Annotated in this window: 18 protein-coding genes; 12 read left to right on the top strand and 6 right to left on the bottom strand. The window is 44.6% G+C overall.

Annotated features, from left to right (window positions below):
- Positions 1-94 precede the first annotated feature (94 nt).
- From WCM76_03360 to WCM76_03350, 3 genes are all read left to right on the top strand, one after another.
- A complete protein-coding gene (locus tag WCM76_03360) occupies positions 95-1,762 on the top strand; it encodes a T9SS type A sorting domain-containing protein (GenBank protein MEI6764652.1) in 1,668 nt (555 codons plus the stop codon).
- 35 nt (positions 1,763-1,797) lie between these two features.
- Positions 1,798-4,302, top strand: coding sequence for a T9SS type A sorting domain-containing protein (locus WCM76_03355; GenBank protein MEI6764651.1), 2,505 nt, complete (start codon positions 1,798-1,800; stop codon positions 4,300-4,302).
- Between the two features lie 109 nt (positions 4,303-4,411).
- The gene (locus WCM76_03350; protein ID MEI6764650.1) at positions 4,412-5,518 is read left to right on the top strand and encodes a CofH family radical SAM protein; all 1,107 of its coding nucleotides are present in this window, start codon (positions 4,412-4,414) and stop codon (positions 5,516-5,518) included.
- Between the two features lie 3 nt (positions 5,519-5,521).
- Here WCM76_03350 and WCM76_03345 read toward each other — a convergent pair whose 3' ends face one another.
- The 4 genes from WCM76_03345 to WCM76_03330 form a co-directional block, all read right to left on the bottom strand.
- Positions 5,522-6,025 carry a ferritin family protein gene (locus WCM76_03345; protein MEI6764649.1) on the bottom strand — a complete coding sequence of 168 codons (504 nt, stop codon included), beginning with the start codon at positions 6,023-6,025 and terminating at the stop codon, positions 5,522-5,524.
- Between the two features lie 63 nt (positions 6,026-6,088).
- On the bottom strand, positions 6,089-7,132 hold the full coding sequence (locus WCM76_03340) for an RluA family pseudouridine synthase (GenBank protein ID MEI6764648.1): 1,044 nt from the start codon (positions 7,130-7,132) through the stop codon (positions 6,089-6,091).
- A gap of 4 nt (positions 7,133-7,136) precedes the next feature.
- Positions 7,137-9,083, bottom strand: coding sequence for a T9SS type A sorting domain-containing protein (locus WCM76_03335; GenBank protein MEI6764647.1), 1,947 nt, complete (start codon positions 9,081-9,083; stop codon positions 7,137-7,139).
- A 12-nt stretch (positions 9,084-9,095) separates the two neighbouring features.
- Positions 9,096-9,866 carry a PASTA domain-containing protein gene (locus WCM76_03330; protein MEI6764646.1) on the bottom strand — a complete coding sequence of 257 codons (771 nt, stop codon included), beginning with the start codon at positions 9,864-9,866 and terminating at the stop codon, positions 9,096-9,098.
- A gap of 168 nt (positions 9,867-10,034) precedes the next feature.
- Between WCM76_03330 and WCM76_03325 the strand changes: the two genes are divergently transcribed.
- Entirely contained in the window at positions 10,035-11,021 is a 987-nt protein-coding gene (locus WCM76_03325) for a D-alanine--D-alanine ligase (protein MEI6764645.1), read from the top strand.
- On the opposite strand, the gene rdgB is transcribed toward WCM76_03325, so the two are convergent.
- The gene (gene rdgB / locus WCM76_03320; protein ID MEI6764644.1) at positions 11,022-11,603 is read right to left on the bottom strand and encodes an RdgB/HAM1 family non-canonical purine NTP pyrophosphatase; all 582 of its coding nucleotides are present in this window, start codon (positions 11,601-11,603) and stop codon (positions 11,022-11,024) included.
- A 99-nt stretch (positions 11,604-11,702) separates the two neighbouring features.
- Between rdgB and WCM76_03315 the strand changes: the two genes are divergently transcribed.
- The 8 genes from WCM76_03315 to WCM76_03280 all read left to right on the top strand — a co-directional run bounded on the left by WCM76_03315 (position 11,703) and on the right by WCM76_03280 (position 20,180).
- On the top strand, positions 11,703-13,343 hold the full coding sequence (locus tag WCM76_03315) for a hypothetical protein (GenBank protein MEI6764643.1): 1,641 nt from the start codon (positions 11,703-11,705) through the stop codon (positions 13,341-13,343).
- A gap of 66 nt (positions 13,344-13,409) precedes the next feature.
- On the top strand, positions 13,410-15,074 hold the full coding sequence (locus tag WCM76_03310) for a hypothetical protein (protein ID MEI6764642.1): 1,665 nt from the start codon (positions 13,410-13,412) through the stop codon (positions 15,072-15,074).
- 280 nt (positions 15,075-15,354) lie between these two features.
- On the top strand, positions 15,355-16,485 hold the full coding sequence (locus WCM76_03305) for a serine hydrolase (GenBank protein ID MEI6764641.1): 1,131 nt from the start codon (positions 15,355-15,357) through the stop codon (positions 16,483-16,485).
- Positions 16,486-16,661: 176 nt separating this feature from the next.
- Entirely contained in the window at positions 16,662-17,336 is a 675-nt protein-coding gene (locus tag WCM76_03300) for an isoprenylcysteine carboxylmethyltransferase family protein (protein MEI6764640.1), read from the top strand.
- A 95-nt stretch (positions 17,337-17,431) separates the two neighbouring features.
- Positions 17,432-18,415 (top strand): aldo/keto reductase, encoded by a 984-nt coding sequence (locus tag WCM76_03295; protein MEI6764639.1) that lies wholly within the window; start codon positions 17,432-17,434, stop codon positions 18,413-18,415.
- Between the two features lie 10 nt (positions 18,416-18,425).
- A complete protein-coding gene (locus WCM76_03290; protein ID MEI6764638.1) occupies positions 18,426-18,962 on the top strand; it encodes a flavodoxin family protein in 537 nt (178 codons plus the stop codon).
- A gap of 33 nt (positions 18,963-18,995) precedes the next feature.
- Positions 18,996-19,559, top strand: a complete 564-nt coding sequence (locus WCM76_03285; GenBank protein ID MEI6764637.1) for a DUF4256 domain-containing protein — start codon at positions 18,996-18,998, stop codon at positions 19,557-19,559.
- Between the two features lie 24 nt (positions 19,560-19,583).
- Positions 19,584-20,180, top strand: coding sequence for a DUF975 family protein (locus WCM76_03280; GenBank protein ID MEI6764636.1), 597 nt, complete (start codon positions 19,584-19,586; stop codon positions 20,178-20,180).
- On the opposite strand, the gene WCM76_03275 is transcribed toward WCM76_03280, so the two are convergent.
- Positions 20,177-21,361, bottom strand: coding sequence for a hypothetical protein (locus tag WCM76_03275; GenBank protein ID MEI6764635.1), 1,185 nt, complete (start codon positions 21,359-21,361; stop codon positions 20,177-20,179). The two genes, WCM76_03280 and WCM76_03275, sit on opposite strands and share 4 nt — an antisense overlap.
- Between the last annotated feature and the right edge of the window lie 237 nt (positions 21,362-21,598).

Genomic DNA, 21,598 nt, shown 5'->3' with positions numbered 1-21,598 from the left:
TTAATACAACCATTAATCAAGGACGCCGGTTTGAAAATATGCTATATTTGCTACATTCAAACCGGCTCTTTATGCTAATTATAACTACCCAATTATGAAAAAATTCTTACCCATTATTCTGTTACTTATTCTCATTTCTTCTTTTAAAGCCTCGGCTCAGATAAGTCAGGGTGGATTGCCTCCAAGTTTCAAAACCACCCTTTCGGCGGCTGATATTGACAATATTATTCTGCCATCGCCCGATATGCAGGCTGTTGCAGCGCAGGATGAAGAGTACTTAAAAACAGCCCGGCCTTACCGTATTGGAATAAACATTCCGGTGAATGCAACTATGGAAAACTCCGGAACATGGACCGATTTGCCCAATCACTCCGGTAAAATATGGCGTTTGAAATTACATTCGGCAGGCGCTTCAGGTTTGAATATCCGCTTCGAGGATTTTTTCATGCCAACGGGCTCTAAATTCTATATCTATAACGAATCACATACGCACGTTCTGGGCGCATTTACCGAAGTAAACAATAATGATGATGGCTCTTTTGCAACCGAGGTTTTACAAGGTGAAACAGCGATACTGGAATACTTTCAGCCCAGCGATGTACAGGCAAAAGCCCGTATGGCGCTCTCCAATGTGGCATATATTTATCGCGGTATGGAATCCTACCTGAAGGCGATTGCCGGATCGGGCTCCTGCGAAGTGAATATTGCCTGCTCGGAAGGTACCAACTGGCAGGATGAGAAAAAAGGTGTTTTGCTGATAGAAACTGTAATCTCAGGTGGAACATTCCTTTGCAGTGGATCTGTAATGAATAATACAAAAGGCGATTGTACACCCTATGTACTGCTTGCTGACCACTGCTCTTATGATGCCGCCTATGCAAGCGCTGCTGACATGAATACCTGGGTTTTCTATTTTCATTATGAAGCAACTACATGCACCGGAACAGCACCAAGTGGTGTGAAATCCATGACAGGATGTACGCTGAAAGCTCATGATACATATGGCAGCAATAATAGCGGGTCTGACTTCTATCTGGTACAGCTGAAAACGGCAATTCCCGCGTCTAACAATGCTTATTTCAACGGATGGTCAAGATCAACAAGCCCGAGCTCAAGCGGTGTCGGCATCCATCACCCCGCCGGCGATATCAAAAAAATATCAACCTATACGTCAGCACTCACCTCAATCAGTGTCGGCGGAACCGGTTCGCATTGGGAAGTTACGTGGGCCGCAACTACCAACGGACATGGTGTTACCGAAGGTGGTTCATCAGGCAGTCCGCTCTTCAACAGCGCAGGTTTAGTGATTGGTACACTTACCGGTGGAACGTCATACTGCACAACGCCTAACGACCCGGATTATTACGGTAAGTTTGCACAACACTGGACTTCAAACGGAACTACATCGGCCAAGCAATTAAAACCCTGGCTTGACCCTCTGAATACCAACCCTACCACACTGAACGGAACGTATAGCTGTACCAGCAGCATTGATGAAACGAAAAAATCAGAAACCGGAATATCGGTTTATCCCAACCCAACCAGAGGTGCTGTTACAGTCGATTTTGGTGCACCCGTGAAGGGAACGGCTATTTTCACGGTGAACGATATTTTAGGGCAACAGGTTCGTACCATTGAATCGGGTTCGGCGCTCTCAACAACTTTAACGATTGATCTTAGCGGACTGAAAGGCGGTATCTATTTTATCGGAATCACTGTTGACAATCGAACCGTAACACGGAAAGTAATTCTTCAGGATTAATAAATTGTGGGGCAACCCCGGCATAAGTAATTTTTATGAAAAAACAATTATTCTTTATTGCGCTTCTCTTTGTGATATGGACATCTGCCTCTTTTGCACAACCCTCGCAGGGAGGCTTTCCGCCGAGTTTTAAATACGGTTTTCTTCCTGCCGTTTTTGATATGCAATCGCTGCAGGCTCCTGATATGGAACAGGTGAAAAAAGAAGACGGCAACAACGAGAAAAATGGCGAATTACGTAAAGTGGCACGCTCGGTTCATGCGGGCTTCACAACCGATAACGCGGGTACCTGGACAGATCTTCCGGATGGTGGCCGTGTCTGGCGCCTGGGAATCCAGATAGACGGAGCATTGGCTCTGGGTGTTTGCTACGACGGCTTTTTTATTCCGCCGGGAGCACAATTATTTCTTTACAACAACGATAAAACCCAACTTCTGGGCGCCTATACATGGCAGAATAATCCTACCAACAGCGGACTGTTTGCCAATGAATTGATTTCCGGTGACAGGGTGAACATTGAATATTATGAGCCGGCACGCGTTCGCGGAAAATCGATTATCAGTATCTCAGAACTGGCCTACGTTTACCGCGATTTTTCATTTCGCAAAGGAGCCAAGGATTTTGGTCAAAGCGAATCATGCGAAGTAAATATCAATTGTCCGGAAGGGACTAACTGGCAAGATGAGAAAACAGGCGTCGCCCGGGTATTTCTGAAGGTTGGCAACACCTGGGGTTGGTGTAGCGGTACGCTCATTAATAACTGCCGCAATGATTGCACACCCTACTTTCTCACCGCAGACCATTGTGGCGAAGGCTCGAGTGCTGCCGATATGAATCAATGGGTATTTCACTTTAATTATGAAGCATCAGGCTGTACGAATCCATCCACCGAACCAACCTCTCAAACCATCACAGGCGCTACGCTCAAAGCAAATGGCGGCAATGGGGGTAATGATGGATCTGATTTTTACTTGCTGCAACTTAACACCGCCCCTACATTCAATCCCTATTATAACGGATGGGATCGTAATAATACCGCTCCCGCATCGGGCGTGGGCATTCACCACCCTGCCGGTGATATTAAAAAAATATCAACTTATACGAGTGCGGCCACATCTGCGTCATGGGGCGGAACCGTTCAGAATACGCACTGGCAGCTCGTCTGGGCTGCAACTACTAGCGGTCATGGTGTTACCGAAGGCGGCTCATCAGGCTCACCGCTTTTCAACAGTAGTGGTCTGGTTGTTGGCGACCTGACCGGCGGTAGCTCATACTGCTCCTCACCCAATGACCCAGATATGTACGGGAAATTCTACTACTCCTGGGATCAGAACGGAACCACACCTGCCACACGTCTCAAAGACTGGCTCGATCCGGACAACACCGGCGCCACAACGCTTCAGGGACATTATTGCAGCGGCGGTCCAACTTTTACCGCCAATTTTACCGCCAATACCACCAATATTCCCGTAGGCGGAACGGTTGATTTTACCGACCTTACTTCCGGCACACCGACCGGCTGGACCTGGGCATTTAATGGTGGAACACCGGCGACTTCAACCACTCAAAATCCAACAGGAATTCAGTATAATGTTGCCGGTTTATATACCGTTTCTCTTACTGCTACAGATGGCACAAATACTGACAATGAAACCAAACCGAACTACATAACTGTTGGTAATACACAGCCTGTCGACGGTATATGCGATACAATGCGCTTCCCGATACCCGGAATATTAGTGTTGTACAGCGTACGTTATCTTTCGGGTGCCTATGGCTACATTTCTGGTACTAATGGATATTCCGACAAGGCAAAAGCCGATTATTTTGTTCCGGCAGCGCAATACACAAAACTTACCGGAGCCTGGTTACAGTTTGGCAAAGCCCGCAAACGCTCAAGTATTGACGACGATGTTATTTTCTGCGCCTGGCCCAACACAGGTTTGGGCAACAGCCCCGGAAGCGTTCCTTTGGGAACCGACACCCTTAAACTCAGCCAGCTTGTGAATGAAGCCAACAGTCATAATATGACGTATATTAGCTTCAATCCTCCGGTAGATATTTCTTCACCGTTTTTCCTTGGCGTGATTTTGCCGGGGCAGCCGGGTGACACACTGGCGCTGCTGACCAACAAAACCGGACAGTCTAATCCATGTACAGCATGGGAACAATGGCAGAACGGTCTCTGGTATTCATACGCCGATTCAAGTTCATGGGGATATTACCTGTCGCATGCCATCTTTCCGATAGTGTGTCAGCCCAATTATGGTGTTGAAGACCTTTCCGATAATGCCGGGGTTTCTGTCTTTCCGAATCCTTCTAATGGCAATTTCACGGTTGGCTTCGAGCAGATGATGTATAATAAAGCCGAAGTGATTGTGTATAATGTGCTGGGCGCTGAAGTGAAACGTGTGACCTATCAAGGTGCGCCAACCAATAATATTAATATAGACCTCGGAAATCAGCCATTGGGTTTGTATTATTTGAATATCACTACTCCCGAGCGCAGCCTCACTCGAACCGTGTCAATTATCAGGTAATTAATAAGGCGTAATTACTGATTGTATTCAGGGCATGACCGATAACAGAGCCATGCTTACCATCGGTATGCCCGAATTTGCGTACTTTTGCAATTCAATAATATCCTGAATGGAAGACTACACTTTTCTAATAGAGAAGGCAACTGCTACCGATGCCGTAAAAGCCATCGCCACCAAAATAATGGCCGGAGAACGCATTACTCCCGATGATGCATTGATTCTATATAACAACGCCGATACCGCTTTACTCGGGCTGCTGGCAAGCCATGTACGAATAATGAAAAATGGGCGTAATGTGTTTTATATCCGCAATATACACGTAGAACCTACAAATATCTGCGTTTACTCATGCCGTTTCTGTTCGTATTCAAAAAGAGCAGGCGAGCCGGGTGCCTGGTCGCTGAGTGCTGCCGCCATTGTTGACAAGGTGCGTAAACTGGGCGGTCAAATCAGTGAACTGCACATCACCGGAGGTGCTCATCCCAAACAGGATCTGGACTATTACTGCGAACTGTTTGCAAGTATCAAAGAAGTTTGGCCTCGACTTCACATCAAAGCTTTATCGGCAGTTGAATTATTTTATTTGTTCAAACTCGAAGGTATTTCATACGAAGAGGGTCTGCGCAAGCTTATCGACAGCGGACTTAACTCTCTGCCCGGAGGAGGGGCTGAAATTTTCGACGAAGAATTGCGTAAACAGATATGTCCCGATAAAGTGTCATCAGCCGAATGGCTTGCCATTCACGAAGCCGCGCATAAGCTGGGGATGCACACCAACGCCACGATGCTCTACGGCCACCTGGAATCCTACGAACATCGTATTGACCACATGAACCGGCTGCGCGAACTACAGGACAGAACAAGCATGTTCAATGCATTTATTCCGCTTAAATTCAAGAGCCTGAATAACAGCATGGACAATATTAAAGAATGTACCTTAACGGACGACCTGCGCAATTACGCCATAGCGCGCCTTTTCTTCGATAACATTACTCACCTGAAGGCCTACTGGCCCATGACGGGAAAGCAGCAGGCTCAGCTTGCGTTGTCGTTTGGTGTTGATGATATGGATGGAACTATTAATGCCTCAACAAGCATATATTCGGCAGCAGGCGGTGACACTAACCCCAGTATGAGTACAGAAGAGATAATACAGTTAGTAAGTGAAGCAGGCTTCACGGCTGTTGAACGAGACGCGTACTATAAGGTTATTTAATACCTAGAACGGCCAGAACTGGTTATCATACCAAATCTTTTCTTTCAGCTCATCATCTATTTGAGTGAGAATCTTGATATGCCCTTTTTCCCAGTTGGCAAGCCACATGAACAATTCTTTAATGGCAGGCTCAGCTGATTTGTTTGCGAAATCAGTATAAATTTCAACTGCTTTTGTTTCCATGTCAATGGATGCGCCAATAGCTGATGCTTCAAACCCGGCAGCAGAAATTTTATTCTTTACTTCAGGTGAAAGAATAAGGTTGGCAACATGTTCATCGGTTTCGGCAGGAAGATTTATCTTGCCTTTGAGCCCGTCGGCCTTCATCGATGAGTAATGTTTTGACAGGAACTCCTGATGCAGCTTTTCTTCGTTTGCCATTATGGTGAAGAGGTTGCGGATGTCTTCGTCTTTGGTCTGTGTTGCAACGTTATTGTAAAAGGCCTGTCCGCGAATTTCCATGAGGATGGCCGACTTCAGAATCTCGAGAGCTTTTTCGTTTTCCATGATAAAAGTATTTTACGGAACCAAAATTATGAAAATAAATGAAACACAGGAACTGATATGCGTCTATCCCTGTTCTTCGTTAAATGACAGATAATTACGCCAGCGTTCCAGCACGCCTGCCATATCGGGCGGAAGCTCCGAATCAAAGAACATTTCTTTGTGTGTGCCGGGATGCACAAAGCCAAGACTTTTTGCATGGAGCGCCTGCCGCGGAAGGGCTTTGAAGCAATTCTCTACAAACTGCTTGTATTTGGCAAAGGTAGTGCCTTTTATGATGGCATCGCCGCCATAGAGTTCATCGTTGAACAGCGGATGTCCGATGTATTTCATGTGCGCGCGTATCTGATGCGTGCGCCCGGTTTCCAGCGTGCATTCTACGAGCGTAACATAACGAAAACGTTCCAGTACTTTGTAATGTGTTATGGCATGTTTTCCGTGTTCTCCTTCCGGAAAAACAGTCATTACACGGCGGTCTTTGAATCCGCGCCCAACATGCCCGGTAATGGTTCCTTCGTCTTCATTAAAATCACCCCACACCAGTGCGTGATATTTGCGGTTCACGGTATGGTCAAAGAATTGTTTCGCCAACCGCGCCTGTGCAAGTTCGTTTTTCGCGACCAATAAAATTCCGGTTGTGTCTTTATCTATACGGTGCGCCAGATGCGGTTTCACTTCGGGCTGTGCTGACTGCTCAAAATGCCACAACAGCGCATTAAGCATTGTTCCGGTGTAATTTCCGAAACCGGGATGCACCACCAGGCCTGCGTGTTTATTCAGAACCAGAATTTCGCTGTCTTCATAAACAATATTAAGTGCAATTTCCTCAGGCAGAATTTCAAGGTCACGCACAGGATGTGGCAGCAGCACCGATATCACATCTCCGGGTTTAACCTTGTAATTGGATTTTGCGGGCCTATCATTTACAAGGATGTTGCCGGCATCGGCGGCATTCTGTATCTTGCTTCTTGAAATAGATTCGATGTGGTTGGTCAGAAATTTATCGATGCGCAGCAATGATTGACCGGGGTCAGCTACAAAGCGGTGATGCTCGTATAATTCCTTTTCTTCCTCGGGTAATTCGGGGATATTCTCTTCTTGTGTTTTCAAATGGTCAGCCTGTGATAACAAGCTTTTTTGTAAGGGTTTCGTTAGAATGATAATTCGTAAAGCGCACTATATAAACGCCTCTTTTCAGATGAACACCATTATTTACACCGTTGATGTATAAAATATCATCATCCGGATAAGGTGTGGTGAGGATTTTGCGCCCTGTAAAATCAAAAATATCAATAGTGATGTTGTTTCTGTTTTCGTCGGTGTTGTACTTCTCAGAGATAGCAAGCTCAACCCAGCCGCGTGACACCGGATTAGGCATGATGTTACAGTCAAATGAATTACTTACAAACCCGTGTTTAATGCTCTTCTGAAATCCGGCTGAACCAAGCACAGGGCGCATCATCAAACTGCCTTCATACACGGATTGTTCCCAGATTCCTTCGGAGTTGAAAAAAATGTTATCGCGCGAATTGCGACTCCAGTCGTAACCCACATTCAGGTTATCATCGGTTTTTTGTTGCCATCCGATATAAAAAGTGCCGCTCAGCTTCAGCATGCTGTCGAGCTGAAATGTGTAAAATTTATTCAGGCTATCGGCAAAAACAGGACGAACTTTTTTAATGGATTTGTAGATGATGGTTTCGGGGTCGAGCGAACTCCACACCATCAGATAGAAATACCGTTGCGACGGGCTGCTCATGGTGTTGTTGAAGTAGAACTGTATAGCGCTCAGCGTATCGGCGTGATTCAGCGTGAACTTATAGGCCAGTTTTGAATCGATGCCTGCAAGGCCGTAACCTGATTCGGCGGTGCCGTCATCATACGCATAATAATTATAAAATTTCTGATAATAGCGCAGTGTATCGTTGGCAGGAATGTCATCGCTCCAGCCGGTAGCCCACGAGTAATGTGTCATTTCAAAAACGGTGCTGTCGCCGGTCATCGCCGGAAGGGTAAAATCAAGAGCAGGTTTTACATGATAACCATAGGTGTGATAACCGCTGGTGATATAAGGATAAATGTCGCCAACACCGCCATCCTTCGTGTAATTGAATGCGCCTCCTACCTGTTTAATGGTGTATTTGCAGTGGATGTTATTCAGCACGGCATTGAGGTTCGACATTTTCAGGTACATCGTATCTTTAAGCTCGGAATTATTGAACTGCGATGCAGGCATCTGGTAATAGTTCTTGAGCAGCGATGGCGCGGCATCAACATAGGTAATATCGGCATGTACCGTATCGAATTTTGTTCTGTTCGCATCCAGATACACATAATCGATGTTCCACTGATCCATATTGCTCTGCCAGCTTGATAAATTTCCTGTTGTGATGCTTGCATAATTCTTAAACCGAAATGCAAAATTCTCTTTGAAATAGGCGGTATCCGTTACCGGGATAAGCACCTGTCTGAAATACGCGCCATACTGGCTGCGGAAATCAGCAAGCGTCATTCCCGGCGATGACCACACATGATTCCATGAGCTGTCTGATGCCTGAAAAAATTCAAGAACGAGTGAATCGCCCGGATTCGGATTGTTTCCATAACCCTGAGGCTGATAATAAAAGCTGAAAAATACAGAGTCGGCGGCCGTAATCGGCGCCGGTGAACCATCAAAAAGAGAATCGAGCCTGATGGGCAGCGAAGTGAGGTAGTCGGCAATAAAAGGAGTAACTGAGGCATTGGGATAGATAGCACCGGTGTCGTTTACCGCGTCTAACGTGGCAACACCCACTGATGGAGGATTTGGAGCAAATCCGGTATTCACAAAGGCATTTTTATCAGCCCATAACGAGTCGGCAGGATAAATAGCCGAATATGAAAAGTCATCAATGAATGGTAACAATAATGAGGAAGTAAGTACTTTCTGATGTACTGTTTTATGTGCCGACCTCCAGTTGTTCTGCAGTACAGGATTTCCCTGAAGTCCGCTGATTACTTCCTGCCCGGTTCCCGCAAGGGCCGGTAACAACGCAATGATGAACAGGAAGATTTTTTTCATTTTACCGATCACTTAATTAGTCTTTTTTTTGTTAACTGATTTATACCACAAATCCACCTGTCCGCCAAAACTGGCTGAGCTTCCCGCTGCGGGCTGCTGTTTATAAATACGAACACGGCTGGTGTCGTTTCCATCTTCAAAAACTTCTGAACCCAAATTCAGGGATGCACCCTGCAATAAGCGCAATGCCTGTATCTGACTTTTTCCTATTAGGTCCGGAACAGAAGCGTTTCCACTGTTTTCGCCCTGCCCCAGCACCAAATCAATTTTCGAACCTTTATCCAGCAGTACCCCTTCCTTAATCACCTGCCCAAGGTACTTCTGTTTTAATACTGCATTATGAGCAATGTCGGGCACATACGTTAGTTTTCCAACTTTTAGCCCATATGTTTCAAGCACGGCGCTCGCCTGCCTTAATGTTAAATCAAGCAGGTTTGGCATACTCACCCTTTCGGGATTAAGCGCTACCACCGTCAGGTACACCTTCCGTCCCTTTTTTACTTTGGAGCCGGGAGCCGGATCCTGCAGGGCAACCGTACCACGCGGCAAATTGTAATCATACAACGAATCAATGATGAGATAATCAAGCGAATTGTCAGTTGCAAAATCGTCCAGTTCACTGATGTTCTTTCCTTTGAAATCAGGAACATCAATTGATTGCCCGTGGCGGGTATAAATATCCAGTAAACGTAACGTTACCCACAGCAATATTATTGTAACGAGGATAGAAAGTCCCAGTTGTCTGAAAAAAACCTTACTTTTTATAAACCGCAGCAGGCTCATTTATTATCCGTTCTTTATACCAAATCAGGGACTGACCCCAACGGCAGAGATTTCACTTCACTGTAAGTATTACAGCACGTTTTAACCCACAAATATATTAAATAATCTGCTTTTGAAGTGGCTTTTTGTTTTTTGTTAATTTTGTGGCTTACGCAGAAACCGAAAATAATGATAAAGAACATAGCTATTGTTGCCGGCGGATTTTCGGGCGAACGCCCCATTTCACTGAAAAGTGCCGCCATCGTAAAAAAAAGCCTCGACCCCGCTAAATACAATGGATTCATTATTGATATCAGCGAAAAAAGATGGGCGCTGATTGGTGATAAAGAAAAGAAATTTGATGTTGATAAAACAGATTTTTCGGTAAAAACCGGTAACAAAAAGCTGCGCTTCGATTGTGTCTTTATGGCCATACACGGTACTCCCGGTGAAGACGGACGTCTTCAGGGATATTTTGATATGCTGGGCATACCGTATACGTCCTGCGGACAGGGTACCTCAGCACTAACCGCCAACAAAGGCTTTTGTAACAAAGTGGTGGGCGCTGCAGGCGTGCTCACATCAAGGTCAATGCATCTGTTCAGCCACGATGTTATCAACGAAAAAAATATTCTGAAGGAACTTCGTCTGCCGGTTTTCGTGAAACCAAACAATGGCGGTTCGAGTGTTGGCATGAGTAAAGTGAATAAAGCTGCCGACCTGAAAAAGGCAATCACCCGTGCATTTAAAGAAGACAAAGAAGTGCTGATAGAAGAATTTGTAAAAGGCACAGAAATTACCTGCGGCGTGATGCGCAGCAAAGGCAAGATGTATGTGTTTCCGATTACGGAAATTGTCAGTAAAAAAGAATTTTTTGATTACGAAGCCAAATATTCAAAAGGAATGAGCGAGGAAATTACTCCGGCTCGTATTTCCGTTGAACTCGAAGAACAGTGCAAAGCCACATCATGCCTGGTGTACAACCGGCTCAACTGCAAAGGTGTGGTGCGCATGGATTACATTGCTTCAAATAACGGTCTGTACTTTCTTGAAGTGAACACTGTGCCCGGCATGACCGATGTGAGCATTGTACCGCAGCAGGCACGCGCCTTCGGTTTCACCATAGAGAAGCTGTTCTCCATGATGATAGAAGATGCCCTCTGGAAAAAACGGTAATTATTGTTTCAATAAAAGATAGCTGATAAGCTTTTCGGTAGCCCTGAAACGGTGGCTGATGGCATTCTTTTCTTCCGCACTCATTTCAGCCAGCGTTTTTACATACCCCTGCGGGATGAATACCGGATCGTAGCCAAAGCCGTTCGTTCCTCTGCGCTCATGGATAATTACACCATCAAGAATGCCTTCAAAAAGAGTTTCTGTTCCATTCTCAACATAAGAAATAACTGTGCGGAATCTCGCCGTGCGTCTGCTTTTACCTTGCAGTTCCTGCAGAAGCAGTGTCACATTGTCGTCAAAGTTCTTGCCTTCGCCGGCATAGCGCGCCGAATGTACGCCCGGTCTTCCGTCCAGCGCATCTACTTCCAGACCGGTGTCATCGGCAAAACAATCGATGCCGTACTTTTCAAATACGAAACGGGATTTTGCTGAAGCATTGCCCTCTATCGTCGGTTCATTCTCCGGAATGTCTTCGTGTATACCGGCTTCGGTCAATCCCGAAATGTGAAATGCATCACCCTGAATGGCGCGCACCTCACTTAATTTATGCAGATTGTTTGTGGCAAATACCAGTGTTTTCATAGTTTATAGATGTGCTCGCAAAGATATATTTTTTTGACTTTTGACTTTTGACTTTCGACTCATGACTTTTATCTAAATTTGTATTGTTAAATGGTTTAGGTGAAAAAACAGAAATACGTATTTCGCAGACTTGTTTCGGTGACCGCAGCCCTGCTTCTTTGCTGCTGCATGAAGGCTGTTGCACAGGATTTGATGCCGCTGTCGCAGCCTACCGGTATGGCTGCGGAGAAATATCTGAACCGTCGCGATGCCCGCATTTTTCTTGCATACAAACCATTGATTTCTGATAATACAAAGCCTTTTCTCAATCCTGATTCAGCATTGATTCCGGGCTGCAAGATTAATAGTCCGTCGTTCAGTTATGCCAGAAGAAAAATATTCTATGAGAATTTTTTAAAGGTTGACAGCGCTGCCTTTTTTCTGGCAGCCGACCCGCTTTTTGATTTCCGCTATGGTAAAAATACGGATGAAAGCCGTTCGTATTATCACAACATGCGCGGTTTTCGCATCACAGCAAATTTTGGACACAAGCTTGCGCTTTCAACAACATTCTATGAAAATCAGGCACGGTTCCCGAAATACATTAATGACTTCATTAAAAAATATGAAGTAGCTCCCGGCGACGGTCGTGTCAAAGATTTTAAAGGCACAGGCTGGGATTACGGCACCGCACTCGGCAGCATCTCATACAGCCCGTCCAAACATTACAATATTCAGTTTGGGCACGATAAAGTTTTTATAGGCAACGGCTACCGTTCACTGCTGCTTTCAGATAACGCGTTTCAGTTTCCGCACTTACAATTCACAGTGAGCTACGGGATATTTCGGTATACCACCCTGTTCGCTTCATTCATGAATCTGGATACCAAAGGCGTGCTGAATGCCGACAATGTATGGTATCACGGCTATCAGAAAAAGGGCGGCACCTTTAATTATCTCAGCATCATTCCTGCAAAAGGGCTGGAAATAGGACTGTTTGAAGGCACTATATGGGAAGCCGGCAACAGCCGCGGCAGGCAGTGGAACCTTAATCATTTCATTCCGGTTATCGGGTTGAATACGATTCGCTACGGCCTGTCCTCAAATAATAACGTGCTTACAGGACTCGACATTCGCTATAGTATTATAAACAGTATTCAGCTTTACGGGCAGTTCATGCTCGACGACATAAGTCTGAAAGACTTGAAAAATAACGGCTATCTGAAGAATAAATACGGATACCAATTTGGCATGAAATACTGGGATATGTTCGGATTGCAGAATTTGAATCTGCGTATCGAATACAATAGGGTTAGGCCCTATGCTTACGCCCACAGAGATCCGCTGCAAAGCTATACGCATTATAACCAGTCGCTGGCACATCCGTTGGGTGCGAACTTCAGCGAGGCGCTTTCCATTGTATCGTATCGATACCGCCGTGTTTGGGCAGAAGTGAGTTTTAGTTATGCGCAGGTGGGCGCCGATAGCGCTGATTCGCATTGGGGGCAGAATATTTTCACTTCTGATTATGACGCGGAGAAAGGATACAATAGCTATGAAAACAGACTGTTGCAGGGTGAGAAGACAAACATCATGAACGGAACGCTGGAAGCAGGATTTCTTTTCAATCCCAAAACAAACCTAAGCTTTATCGCGGGAATTGCAACACGCAGCTATAAGAACAGTTTCACGAAAACAACCGTGAATTATTATTATTTCGGTATCAGTACCAATCTGAGCAATCATTATTTTGACTTTTAGGAATTGAAAAAAACAAGTCAGATATCAAACTTCCAATACTTACGCTTTCCGCGAAAGCCTGGTCTCATGCTGTATTTTTCATTTTTCATTTTTCATTTTTCATTTTTCATTCCCGCAGGGAAAAGCCAGCAGCTGCATGAGCAATCGTATATCCGCACATCAGAAACATCGCAGGGCGCGCTCTACGAGTCTGAAAGCGGTGTTCATACTTCCGTAAAGCCCTTTTATATAAAAGAAATTTCGGCGCTTATACCTCCGGATACAGCGCCTTACCGTTCGCCGGGAACATCATGGGCCTCACGAAAGTTATTCAGAGAATCATTCATTCAGCTTCGAAATAATAAATATACACTTACCGCCGACCCCTTGCTGCGGCTGAGCGGAGGGCAGGACATAATTTCCAAAGAAGCGTTGGGCGATGCAGCCCTTGGAGTGCGTGTGAGTTCCAATCTTGGTAATAAAATTTCGCTTTACGCAGATGTTCTGTACAATCAAACGTCGTTTCCGCGTTACGTTACTCAGATGATTCAGTCTTCGCGCACAGTGCCCGGAAGTGCCTGTGCATTTCCTTCAGTGCTTGGCGGAAGCAATTATCTGGATTATTCGGGTTATGCCAGTTATGGTTTCATGAAACACTTTACACTTGAAGCCGGCTTTGGAAAAAACTTCTGGGGCGAAGGATACCGCAGCCTGTTCTTGTCGGACAATGCATACAATTATCCGTATTTTAAAATTACAACCAAAGTATGGAAAATAAAATACGTGAATCTTTTTGCAAACTTCAAGGATATGCGTTCAACTTCACTGAGTCGTTGGAGCAACTTTGCGGATAAGTACGGCGCTTTTCATTACCTGAGCTGGGATATAGGCAAGCAACTTAATATAGACCTGTTTGAGGCCATTATTTGGCAGGCAGGCGATTCGGCAGGTTCCCGCGGTTTCGATATCAATTATCTGAATCCTTTTATTTTTTACCGCCCCGTGGAATTTTCACTGGGCAATCCCGATAACTCAAACATTGGCATTGCCGCATCGTACAGGCTTGGTAAACACTATATGTTCTATGGGCAGTTATTAATCGATGACCTGATGTTCAGTGAAGTGAAGAATGGTTTCCTGAATCGCTTGAAACACATCATACACCCAAATGATAAGACCCTTAAATGGGGCTACTGGACCAACAAACAGGCATGGCAACTCGGCTTCAAAGCATATGACCTGTTTGGTGTGAAACATCTTTTTGCGCGCGTTGAATACAATGCGGCACGTCCCTATACATGGTCGCACCGCTACGTGATTATGAACTACGGCCATTACAACCAGCCATTGGCGCATCCGGCCGGTAGTAATTTCAGTGAATTGTGCGGAACAGTATCGTATAATTACAAACGGTGGTTTATTGAAGCCCACGCGGTAACACTTGCCATAGGTCTCGACAGCAGCGGCATGCACGCTGGTGCCGACATCTTTAAGCCGACCTTTGATACCTACTATACCGATATCAAAAATATACCTGTACAGCAATATGGCAATGAGATAGGGCAGGGCATAAAAACGAAGATAAACTTCGCTTCGCTTACGCTGGCATATATGGTCAATCCGGCAAATAATTTGCGTCTGGAAGCCGGTTTTTATTACCGCACGGCGCAATCATCCCTACAGTCGCAACGCTCGGGCTATGCATGGATAGGAATAAGTACAACACTTCCTCAGCGTAAATTCGACTATTAGTTTACGGTAAAGGCTGACAGCATTGCCTCAATGAGCAGCTTTGTAAGCGCACCAGCCCGACAATCCATTTTTAGTATATGTTAAAGCACTGAACGGCCGCCTATCGTTAACATTTACATTATTAGATTTCTCTAATAGGCATTAGAATTCAATGAGATAGCGGATATCCGCTGCCCGAATTAACTACCTTTGTACCATTAAAGTAAGATTTGTACCAGGACATAAATTATCGATTTTCAATTGTTGAAAGATGTTCTCGATACAGTAAAATAAAACAGCTTTGCCGGCACAACCAAAAAACAAACGGCCACCCATCCAGAAGCCCGTCTCCGTCAGGAAAGAAACAGTAAAGAGAAAAAACCTTCTGCTGAGGTCTGTTCCCGTATACGTGTTTTTATTATTGACAATTATCCCGGTCTGCACACTCGGTCTTTATTTTCATTTTGTAACGAAAAAAGCAAATAGCAACCGGATTTACGAAGGTTCAACTGAGCATGATCAAACGGTAAAAGTTGTCCGGGGCAATGGGAAAGTATTGATACACCCTCTTTTGTTTGTGGAAATTGAAAGCGAGAAAGTGCTGGATCCACTCAAAATAAAAATCAATAATTATCTGGAACAAAAAAAACAGGAAAATGCCTTTATGTCTACCTCCGTTTATGTCAAAGACCTGAACGCGGGACGTTATATGAGCATCAATCCCGATTCATTGTATGACCCGGCAAGTATTTTAAAAGTACCCCTGCTCATCATTTATCTGAAGCAGGCCGAAACAAACCCCGGCATACTTAAAAAATCATTGTTTTTCAAAGGCGAATCACAAAATGTAGCGATTCGGTCCATCAAAGACCAATCGCTTGTTGCAGGAAGAAGTTATACCGTCGAAGAATTGCTTCATTATATGATTGTTTATTCCGATAATGAGGCTTTCTGGATGTTGTGTGAAAATATCGGTGACGAGGATAATGAATTTAAAAAACTCGATGCAGAACTCGATATTCCTGAAAAATTTGACATCATACATTATCCCGCAAGCGATCAGCATTTTATTGCAAGTGCAAATTCCGTTGCCCATTATTTCAATGTGCTTTATAATGCATCCTATCTGAACAATGCAATGTCGGAATACGCATTGAACTTACTTACAAAAAGTAATTTTAAAGAGGGTATTATAAAACAAATTGACCCCGGCGTAACCATTGCTCATAAATTTGGCGAACGGACGTTATCGTATATGCAAGCCGGCAAGTCGGTTGATTTGCTGACCGAGTTTCATGAGTTTGGCATCGTGTATCTGAAGAACCGTCCTTATTTGATTGGCGTGATGACACGGGGCATGAAATCGAATGCGCTGCAGACTATGGTCAGCGACATCTCTAAGATTGTGTACGACGAGCTTAAAGCGAATTAATCCGGAAATTAAACTCACCAACCCTTTTTTCGTTCACTTTTCGATGAAAGGAACACGCTAAATTTTATACTTTTGTTTTTGTGTCACCGCTTTGGAAATTGGCGAAAGAATCACTCTTTTCTGCCGTGACAGCAATATTGAAAGGAACCGGGAAATAAGTATTTAATACATGAATCATGAAAAGCAGCAGCCTCATCATTAAAAATCTGGCAGGGACATTGTTGTTTTTTTCGGTATTGTTTTTCAGTGCCGGACGCATTGACTATTGGCAGGGATGGATTTATGTTATAATAGGACTCCTGATGCTGGTATTAAATTATACCATACTGCGTATTGATGCCGAACTTATGAACGAGCGGTCCAGGCCGGGCGAGGGTGCCAAACAGTGGGATAAATTATTGTTGGGATTGTCGTTCCTGATGCTGATTTCCATGTTTGTTACGGCAGGGCTTGATTCCGGACGCTATCATTGGTCGCCGGTTGTGCATTGGAGTAGTTATGCCCTCGGAATAATTTTCACCATAACCGGGCAACTGCTGTTCCTTATTGCACAAAAACAAAATAAATTCTTTTCAAGTACGGTGCGTATTCAAACAGAACGAGGACATACGGTTTGTGAAACCGGACTGTATAAAATTGTAAGACATCCGGCCTATATGGGCAGTTTCATCCAGACAATCGGTTTTCCGCTGCTGTTTGGTTCTTTCTGGAGTATTATTCCTGCAGGGGTATCCATGCTGCTGCTGTTAATAAGAACGTATCTGGAAGATAAAACCCTGCAAAATGAATTGAACGGCTACCGTGAATATTCGGGAAAGACACGCTATAAGATTATTCCTTATATTTGGTAACCGATGCCGGCAGTCAGACCTAACGAATAACAGCCGTTTTCTGTTGGCATCCGCCCCCCTATTTATTAATTAAAGAATTCACCATGGAAACTAAAATTCAAAGCCGTACCTTAGGAAACAGCGGATTAGAAGTATCGGCAATGGGCCTCGGCTGTATGGGGATGAGCTTTTCATACGGTCCGGCACCGGACAAAAAAGAAATGATTAAGGTAATACACTCAGCCATTGATTTGGGTATTACTTTTTTTGATACGGCAGAAGTTTATGGCCCTTTCACAAACGAAGAACTTGTTGGTGAAGCGCTGCAGCCATTTCGTAAAAAGGTTGTTATAGCCACCAAATTTGGCTTCGATACAAGCAGTGGTATAGCTGCTCTCGACAGCCGTCCGGAACATATCAGACAGGTGGCAGAGGCATCGCTCAGGCGGCTCAGGACAGATGTAATTGATTTATTTTACCAGCACCGCGTTGACCCGAACATCCCCATTGAAGATGTTGCCGGTACGGTTAAAGACTTGATAAAAGAAGGAAAAGTCAGGCATTTTGGTTTATCGGAAGCAGGTGTTAAAACAATTCGGAAAGCACACGGCGTGCAGCAGGTAACGGCACTGCAAAGCGAATACTCACTCTGGTGGCGCGAGCCTGAAGCAGAAATTCTGCCGACTCTCGAAGAGCTTGGAATTGGTTTTGTGCCATACAGTCCGCTGGGGAAAGGGTTTTTAACGGGTACGATCCATGAGAATACCACCTTCGACAAAACAGATTTTCGTAATACCGTCCCGCGCTTATCAAACGCGAACAGAATCGCGAATCAGGTATTCGTTGATTTGCTCGCTTCGGTCGCACAACGTAAAAATGCTACGCCGGCGCAAATTGCACTGGCATGGCTGATGGCACAGAAGCCCTGGATTGTCCCTATTCCGGGCACCACGAAGCTGGTACGTCTGAAGGAAAATATGGAAGCATTAACTGTTGAACTTACACCGGACGACCTTCTTGAAATTAATTCCGCGGCATCAAAAATCAAGGTGCAGGGTGACCGCTATTCGGAAGGTGCGGCAAAAATGATAAACCGCTAATTCTGCGTACATGATTAAAAATGTGATAATCCTGTCATCCAGTCCACGTAAAAGTGGTAATTCCAATATACTTTGCGAACAGTTTATGCTGGGTGTACAAGAGGCGGGCCATCATGCCGAAATGATTTATTTCAGAGATAAAAAAATAAATTATTGCACCGGATGCGGAACCTGTTTTAATAAAAAAAGCTGTTCGCAGAAAGATGATATGGCCGAAATTCTCGGAAAAATGATTGCGGCCGATGTTATTGTTATGGCAACACCCGTCTATTTTTATACCATGTGCGGACAGATGAAAACCTTGATTGACAGAACCTGTGCACGCTATACCGATATCAATAATAAAGATTTCTATTTTATCATTACCGCCGCCGTTAATAATAAAAAATCGCTGGAAAGAACAGTTGAAGAATTCCGGGGATTTATGTCCTGCCTTAACAGCCCCAGAGAAAAGGGTGTTATCTACGGCACCGGGGCATGGAATATCGGAGATGTCAAAAAGAGCGATGCCATGAACAAGGCTTATGAAATGGGCGCTGATATTTGATACTAAGTAAAACGTTTACACATTTTCGAAAATATGGCAAACAAAAAGGAATTATCAGAAGCGCAGTTTAACGAACTGATAAGTGTACTAAAAATTCGTTTTGAAAAGAATATGTTGCGCCATAAAGGGATGGGATGGTCTGAAGTATATTCAAGGCTGCAAGCCAATGCCGAAAAATGCTGGTCGCTTAGTGAAATGGAAAGAACCGGAGGTGAGCCCGATGTTGTGGGTCATGATAATAAAACCGGCGAATACATATTTTATGATTGTTCGGCAGAAAGTCCGAAAGGCCGCAGAAGTATTTGTTACGACCGCGAAGGACTGGAGTCAAGGAAAGAACATAAACCGGAGCACAATGCCATTGATATGGCGGCATCCATGGGTATTGAACTTCTGACGGAAGAACAATACCGGGAGCTTCAGAAACTAGGGGATTATGATACCAAAACATCAAGCTGGGTTGCAACACCTGCCGGTATCAGAAAACGCGGAGGCGCCCTTTTCTGCGATCGTCGCTACGGTCATGTGTTCGTGTATCACAACGGTGCCGAATCATACTACGGCGTCAGAGGATTCAGAGGCTTATTGAAGGTATAAAATCTCACCTATAATATTAAAGAAATGAAAACAAAAAATGCTGAATTAATGCACATGGCACTCGCAACCCTCAAAGGCAAATGGGGGCTGGCTGTCGGTACATACCTGTTATATTACCTTATCATATCGGCTATCCAGACACCTGGACAGTATTTTCCGGCGGCAGGAATTGCTTCACTGATACTCAGCGGTCCATTTGCTCTGGGACTGGCTTATTTTACACTTACATTTTCACGGGGAAAAGAAGCAAAACTTTCAATGATATTCCTGGGGTTTAATCGTTTTGGAATTTCTCTTGGCGCGTACTTGCTTATGGTAGTTTTCACCCTTTTATGGTCATTGTTACTGATTATACCGGGCATCATCGCCGCCATTTCGTACTCCATGACCTTCTTCATTCTGGCCGACGACGGCACCATCGGCGCTATGGCTGCCATCGATAAAAGCAAGCAGATGATGTATGGGTACAAATGGAAATATTTCTGCCTGGGACTTCGCTTCATCGGCTGGGGACTACTGTCCATCCTTACCTTAGGTGTTGGGCTGCTGTGGCTGATACCCTACGTTCATGTGAGCCTTGCAAAATTCTACGACGATATAAAAGATGCAACGGTTAATTAGAAACTTCGTACAGCCCTTGTTCGCATCGGGTAATAAGTTGGATAAATACCCGGACCTATGGTCGTGATATCTGCTTTATTTACGTACTGCGGCATATAACCTGCATTATCCGAAATCAAAACCGCCCATCCATTATCGGCATCGTACTCGGTTGAAGTCCAGTAATAAGCGCCCGGGGTTCCAATTGAAAATATGAACGGATAGGCTGCGTGCAGCTCTTCCAGTGAAGGAAGATACCAGTCAGAATATCCTGCAATCACCAGATTTTCGCATTGATATGCCGCATAATTTCCGACGCCCTGAACACCCATTATTGCCGATGTATTGGCCTGCCCCGTTCCAACAGCAGAACCGGTACCTATCAGTCCGCAACCGCTCACACACCATGGCAGTGAATCCAGATTGACCAGAGCACACGCAACACCATGCACACCTGCTAAATCTGTATATACCACTATACCGCCCTGAGTTGAGTCGCCAACTGCATATCGCGTTGTGAACGTCATATCCTGACCAAACATGGTTCCTGAGTAGTTCACCATTTTAACACGATAATGATAGGTAGTAAACGTTGTAAGACCTGAAATATGAGCATGTACATCAACAAAGCCCGAGCCTGAAATGGCCGTAGTATCGGCTGCAATTGTTGTTCCGTACGCCGTAGTTGTCCCATATTCAAAATACGCAATTGTACTCATGTTGTTGGGGTTGATCGAGCCACGTAAATTTGCACTCGAAAATCTGATTTCTGTGGCTGCTTCGGTATTCGCATACTGCGATAAGGTCGACGTTACGAACGTTTTTTCTTCACCATAGCTTATACCAATTGAATTCATGGCATAAGCCTTAACGTAATAGGTTGCACCCTGTGTCAATCCCGACATATTTATATTATAACTTCCTGTTCCCTGACTACCGTCTGATGCCCGGCTGTCATCAATGGTCGTGCCTGAGTGTGTGCTCCAGCAAATGCCTCTTTCGGTAACCGGCGAACCCCCATCGTTTTGAACATTTCCGCCACTGCCGGCGGTAGTGGCGGTTATTTCTCCCGGAGTTTTCGTACTCACTTCAGGCACCGTATCTTTCTTACACGAAATGCACAGTGCTGTTATAAGAAATGCTACAGCCAGAGGTATTAATCTGAATCTATCGGTATTGCTTTGCTTCATATTATTCGCCATTGAAATACAGTTACGAGACGTAAATAAATTCTTCGCACCCTGGAAAACTGTGATAAAAATACGACAATTTTTTTTACACGCTCATCTTTGGAATGATTGAGCTTATCTCCCTTTTACACTCGTATTATTCTTTTATTATTTGACACAGTTTATTGAACAGACTCGACGGGAACATTAAAAAAATACAAATTAGTATATCGGAAATACCTGTGAACATATCCCGATATACCAGTGAAC

Source organism: Bacteroidota bacterium, assembly GCA_037133915.1.
In the GTDB taxonomy this organism is placed as follows: domain Bacteria; phylum Bacteroidota; class Bacteroidia; order Bacteroidales; family CAIWKO01; genus JBAXND01.
The sequence above is the reverse complement of the archived record's forward strand: the minus strand, read 5'-3'. Positions and strand labels throughout refer to the sequence as shown.

Bases quoted from the DNA above. Each gene is read 5' to 3' on its own strand.
- WCM76_03325 (MEI6764645.1), top strand. From the start codon at position 10,035: ATGATAAAGAACATAGCTATTGTTGCCGGCGGATTTTCGGGCGAACGC.
- WCM76_03280 (MEI6764636.1), top strand. From the start codon at position 19,584: ATGAAAACAAAAAATGCTGAATTAATGCACATGGCACTCGCAACCCTC.
- WCM76_03345 (MEI6764649.1), bottom strand. From the start codon at position 6,025: ATGGAAAACGAAAAAGCTCTCGAGATTCTGAAGTCGGCCATCCTCATG.
- WCM76_03350 (MEI6764650.1), top strand. From the start codon at position 4,412: ATGGAAGACTACACTTTTCTAATAGAGAAGGCAACTGCTACCGATGCC.
- WCM76_03275 (MEI6764635.1), bottom strand. From the start codon at position 21,361: ATGGCGAATAATATGAAGCAAAGCAATACCGATAGATTCAGATTAATA.
- WCM76_03285 (MEI6764637.1), top strand. From the start codon at position 18,996: ATGGCAAACAAAAAGGAATTATCAGAAGCGCAGTTTAACGAACTGATA.
- WCM76_03300 (MEI6764640.1), top strand. From the start codon at position 16,662: ATGAAAAGCAGCAGCCTCATCATTAAAAATCTGGCAGGGACATTGTTG.
- WCM76_03330 (MEI6764646.1), bottom strand. From the start codon at position 9,866: ATGAGCCTGCTGCGGTTTATAAAAAGTAAGGTTTTTTTCAGACAACTG.
- WCM76_03360 (MEI6764652.1), top strand. From the start codon at position 95: ATGAAAAAATTCTTACCCATTATTCTGTTACTTATTCTCATTTCTTCT.
- WCM76_03335 (MEI6764647.1), bottom strand. From the start codon at position 9,083: ATGAAAAAAATCTTCCTGTTCATCATTGCGTTGTTACCGGCCCTTGCG.
- WCM76_03355 (MEI6764651.1), top strand. From the start codon at position 1,798: ATGAAAAAACAATTATTCTTTATTGCGCTTCTCTTTGTGATATGGACA.
- WCM76_03310 (MEI6764642.1), top strand. From the start codon at position 13,410: ATGCTGTATTTTTCATTTTTCATTTTTCATTTTTCATTTTTCATTCCC.
- rdgB (MEI6764644.1), bottom strand. From the start codon at position 11,603: ATGAAAACACTGGTATTTGCCACAAACAATCTGCATAAATTAAGTGAG.
- WCM76_03290 (MEI6764638.1), top strand. From the start codon at position 18,426: ATGATTAAAAATGTGATAATCCTGTCATCCAGTCCACGTAAAAGTGGT.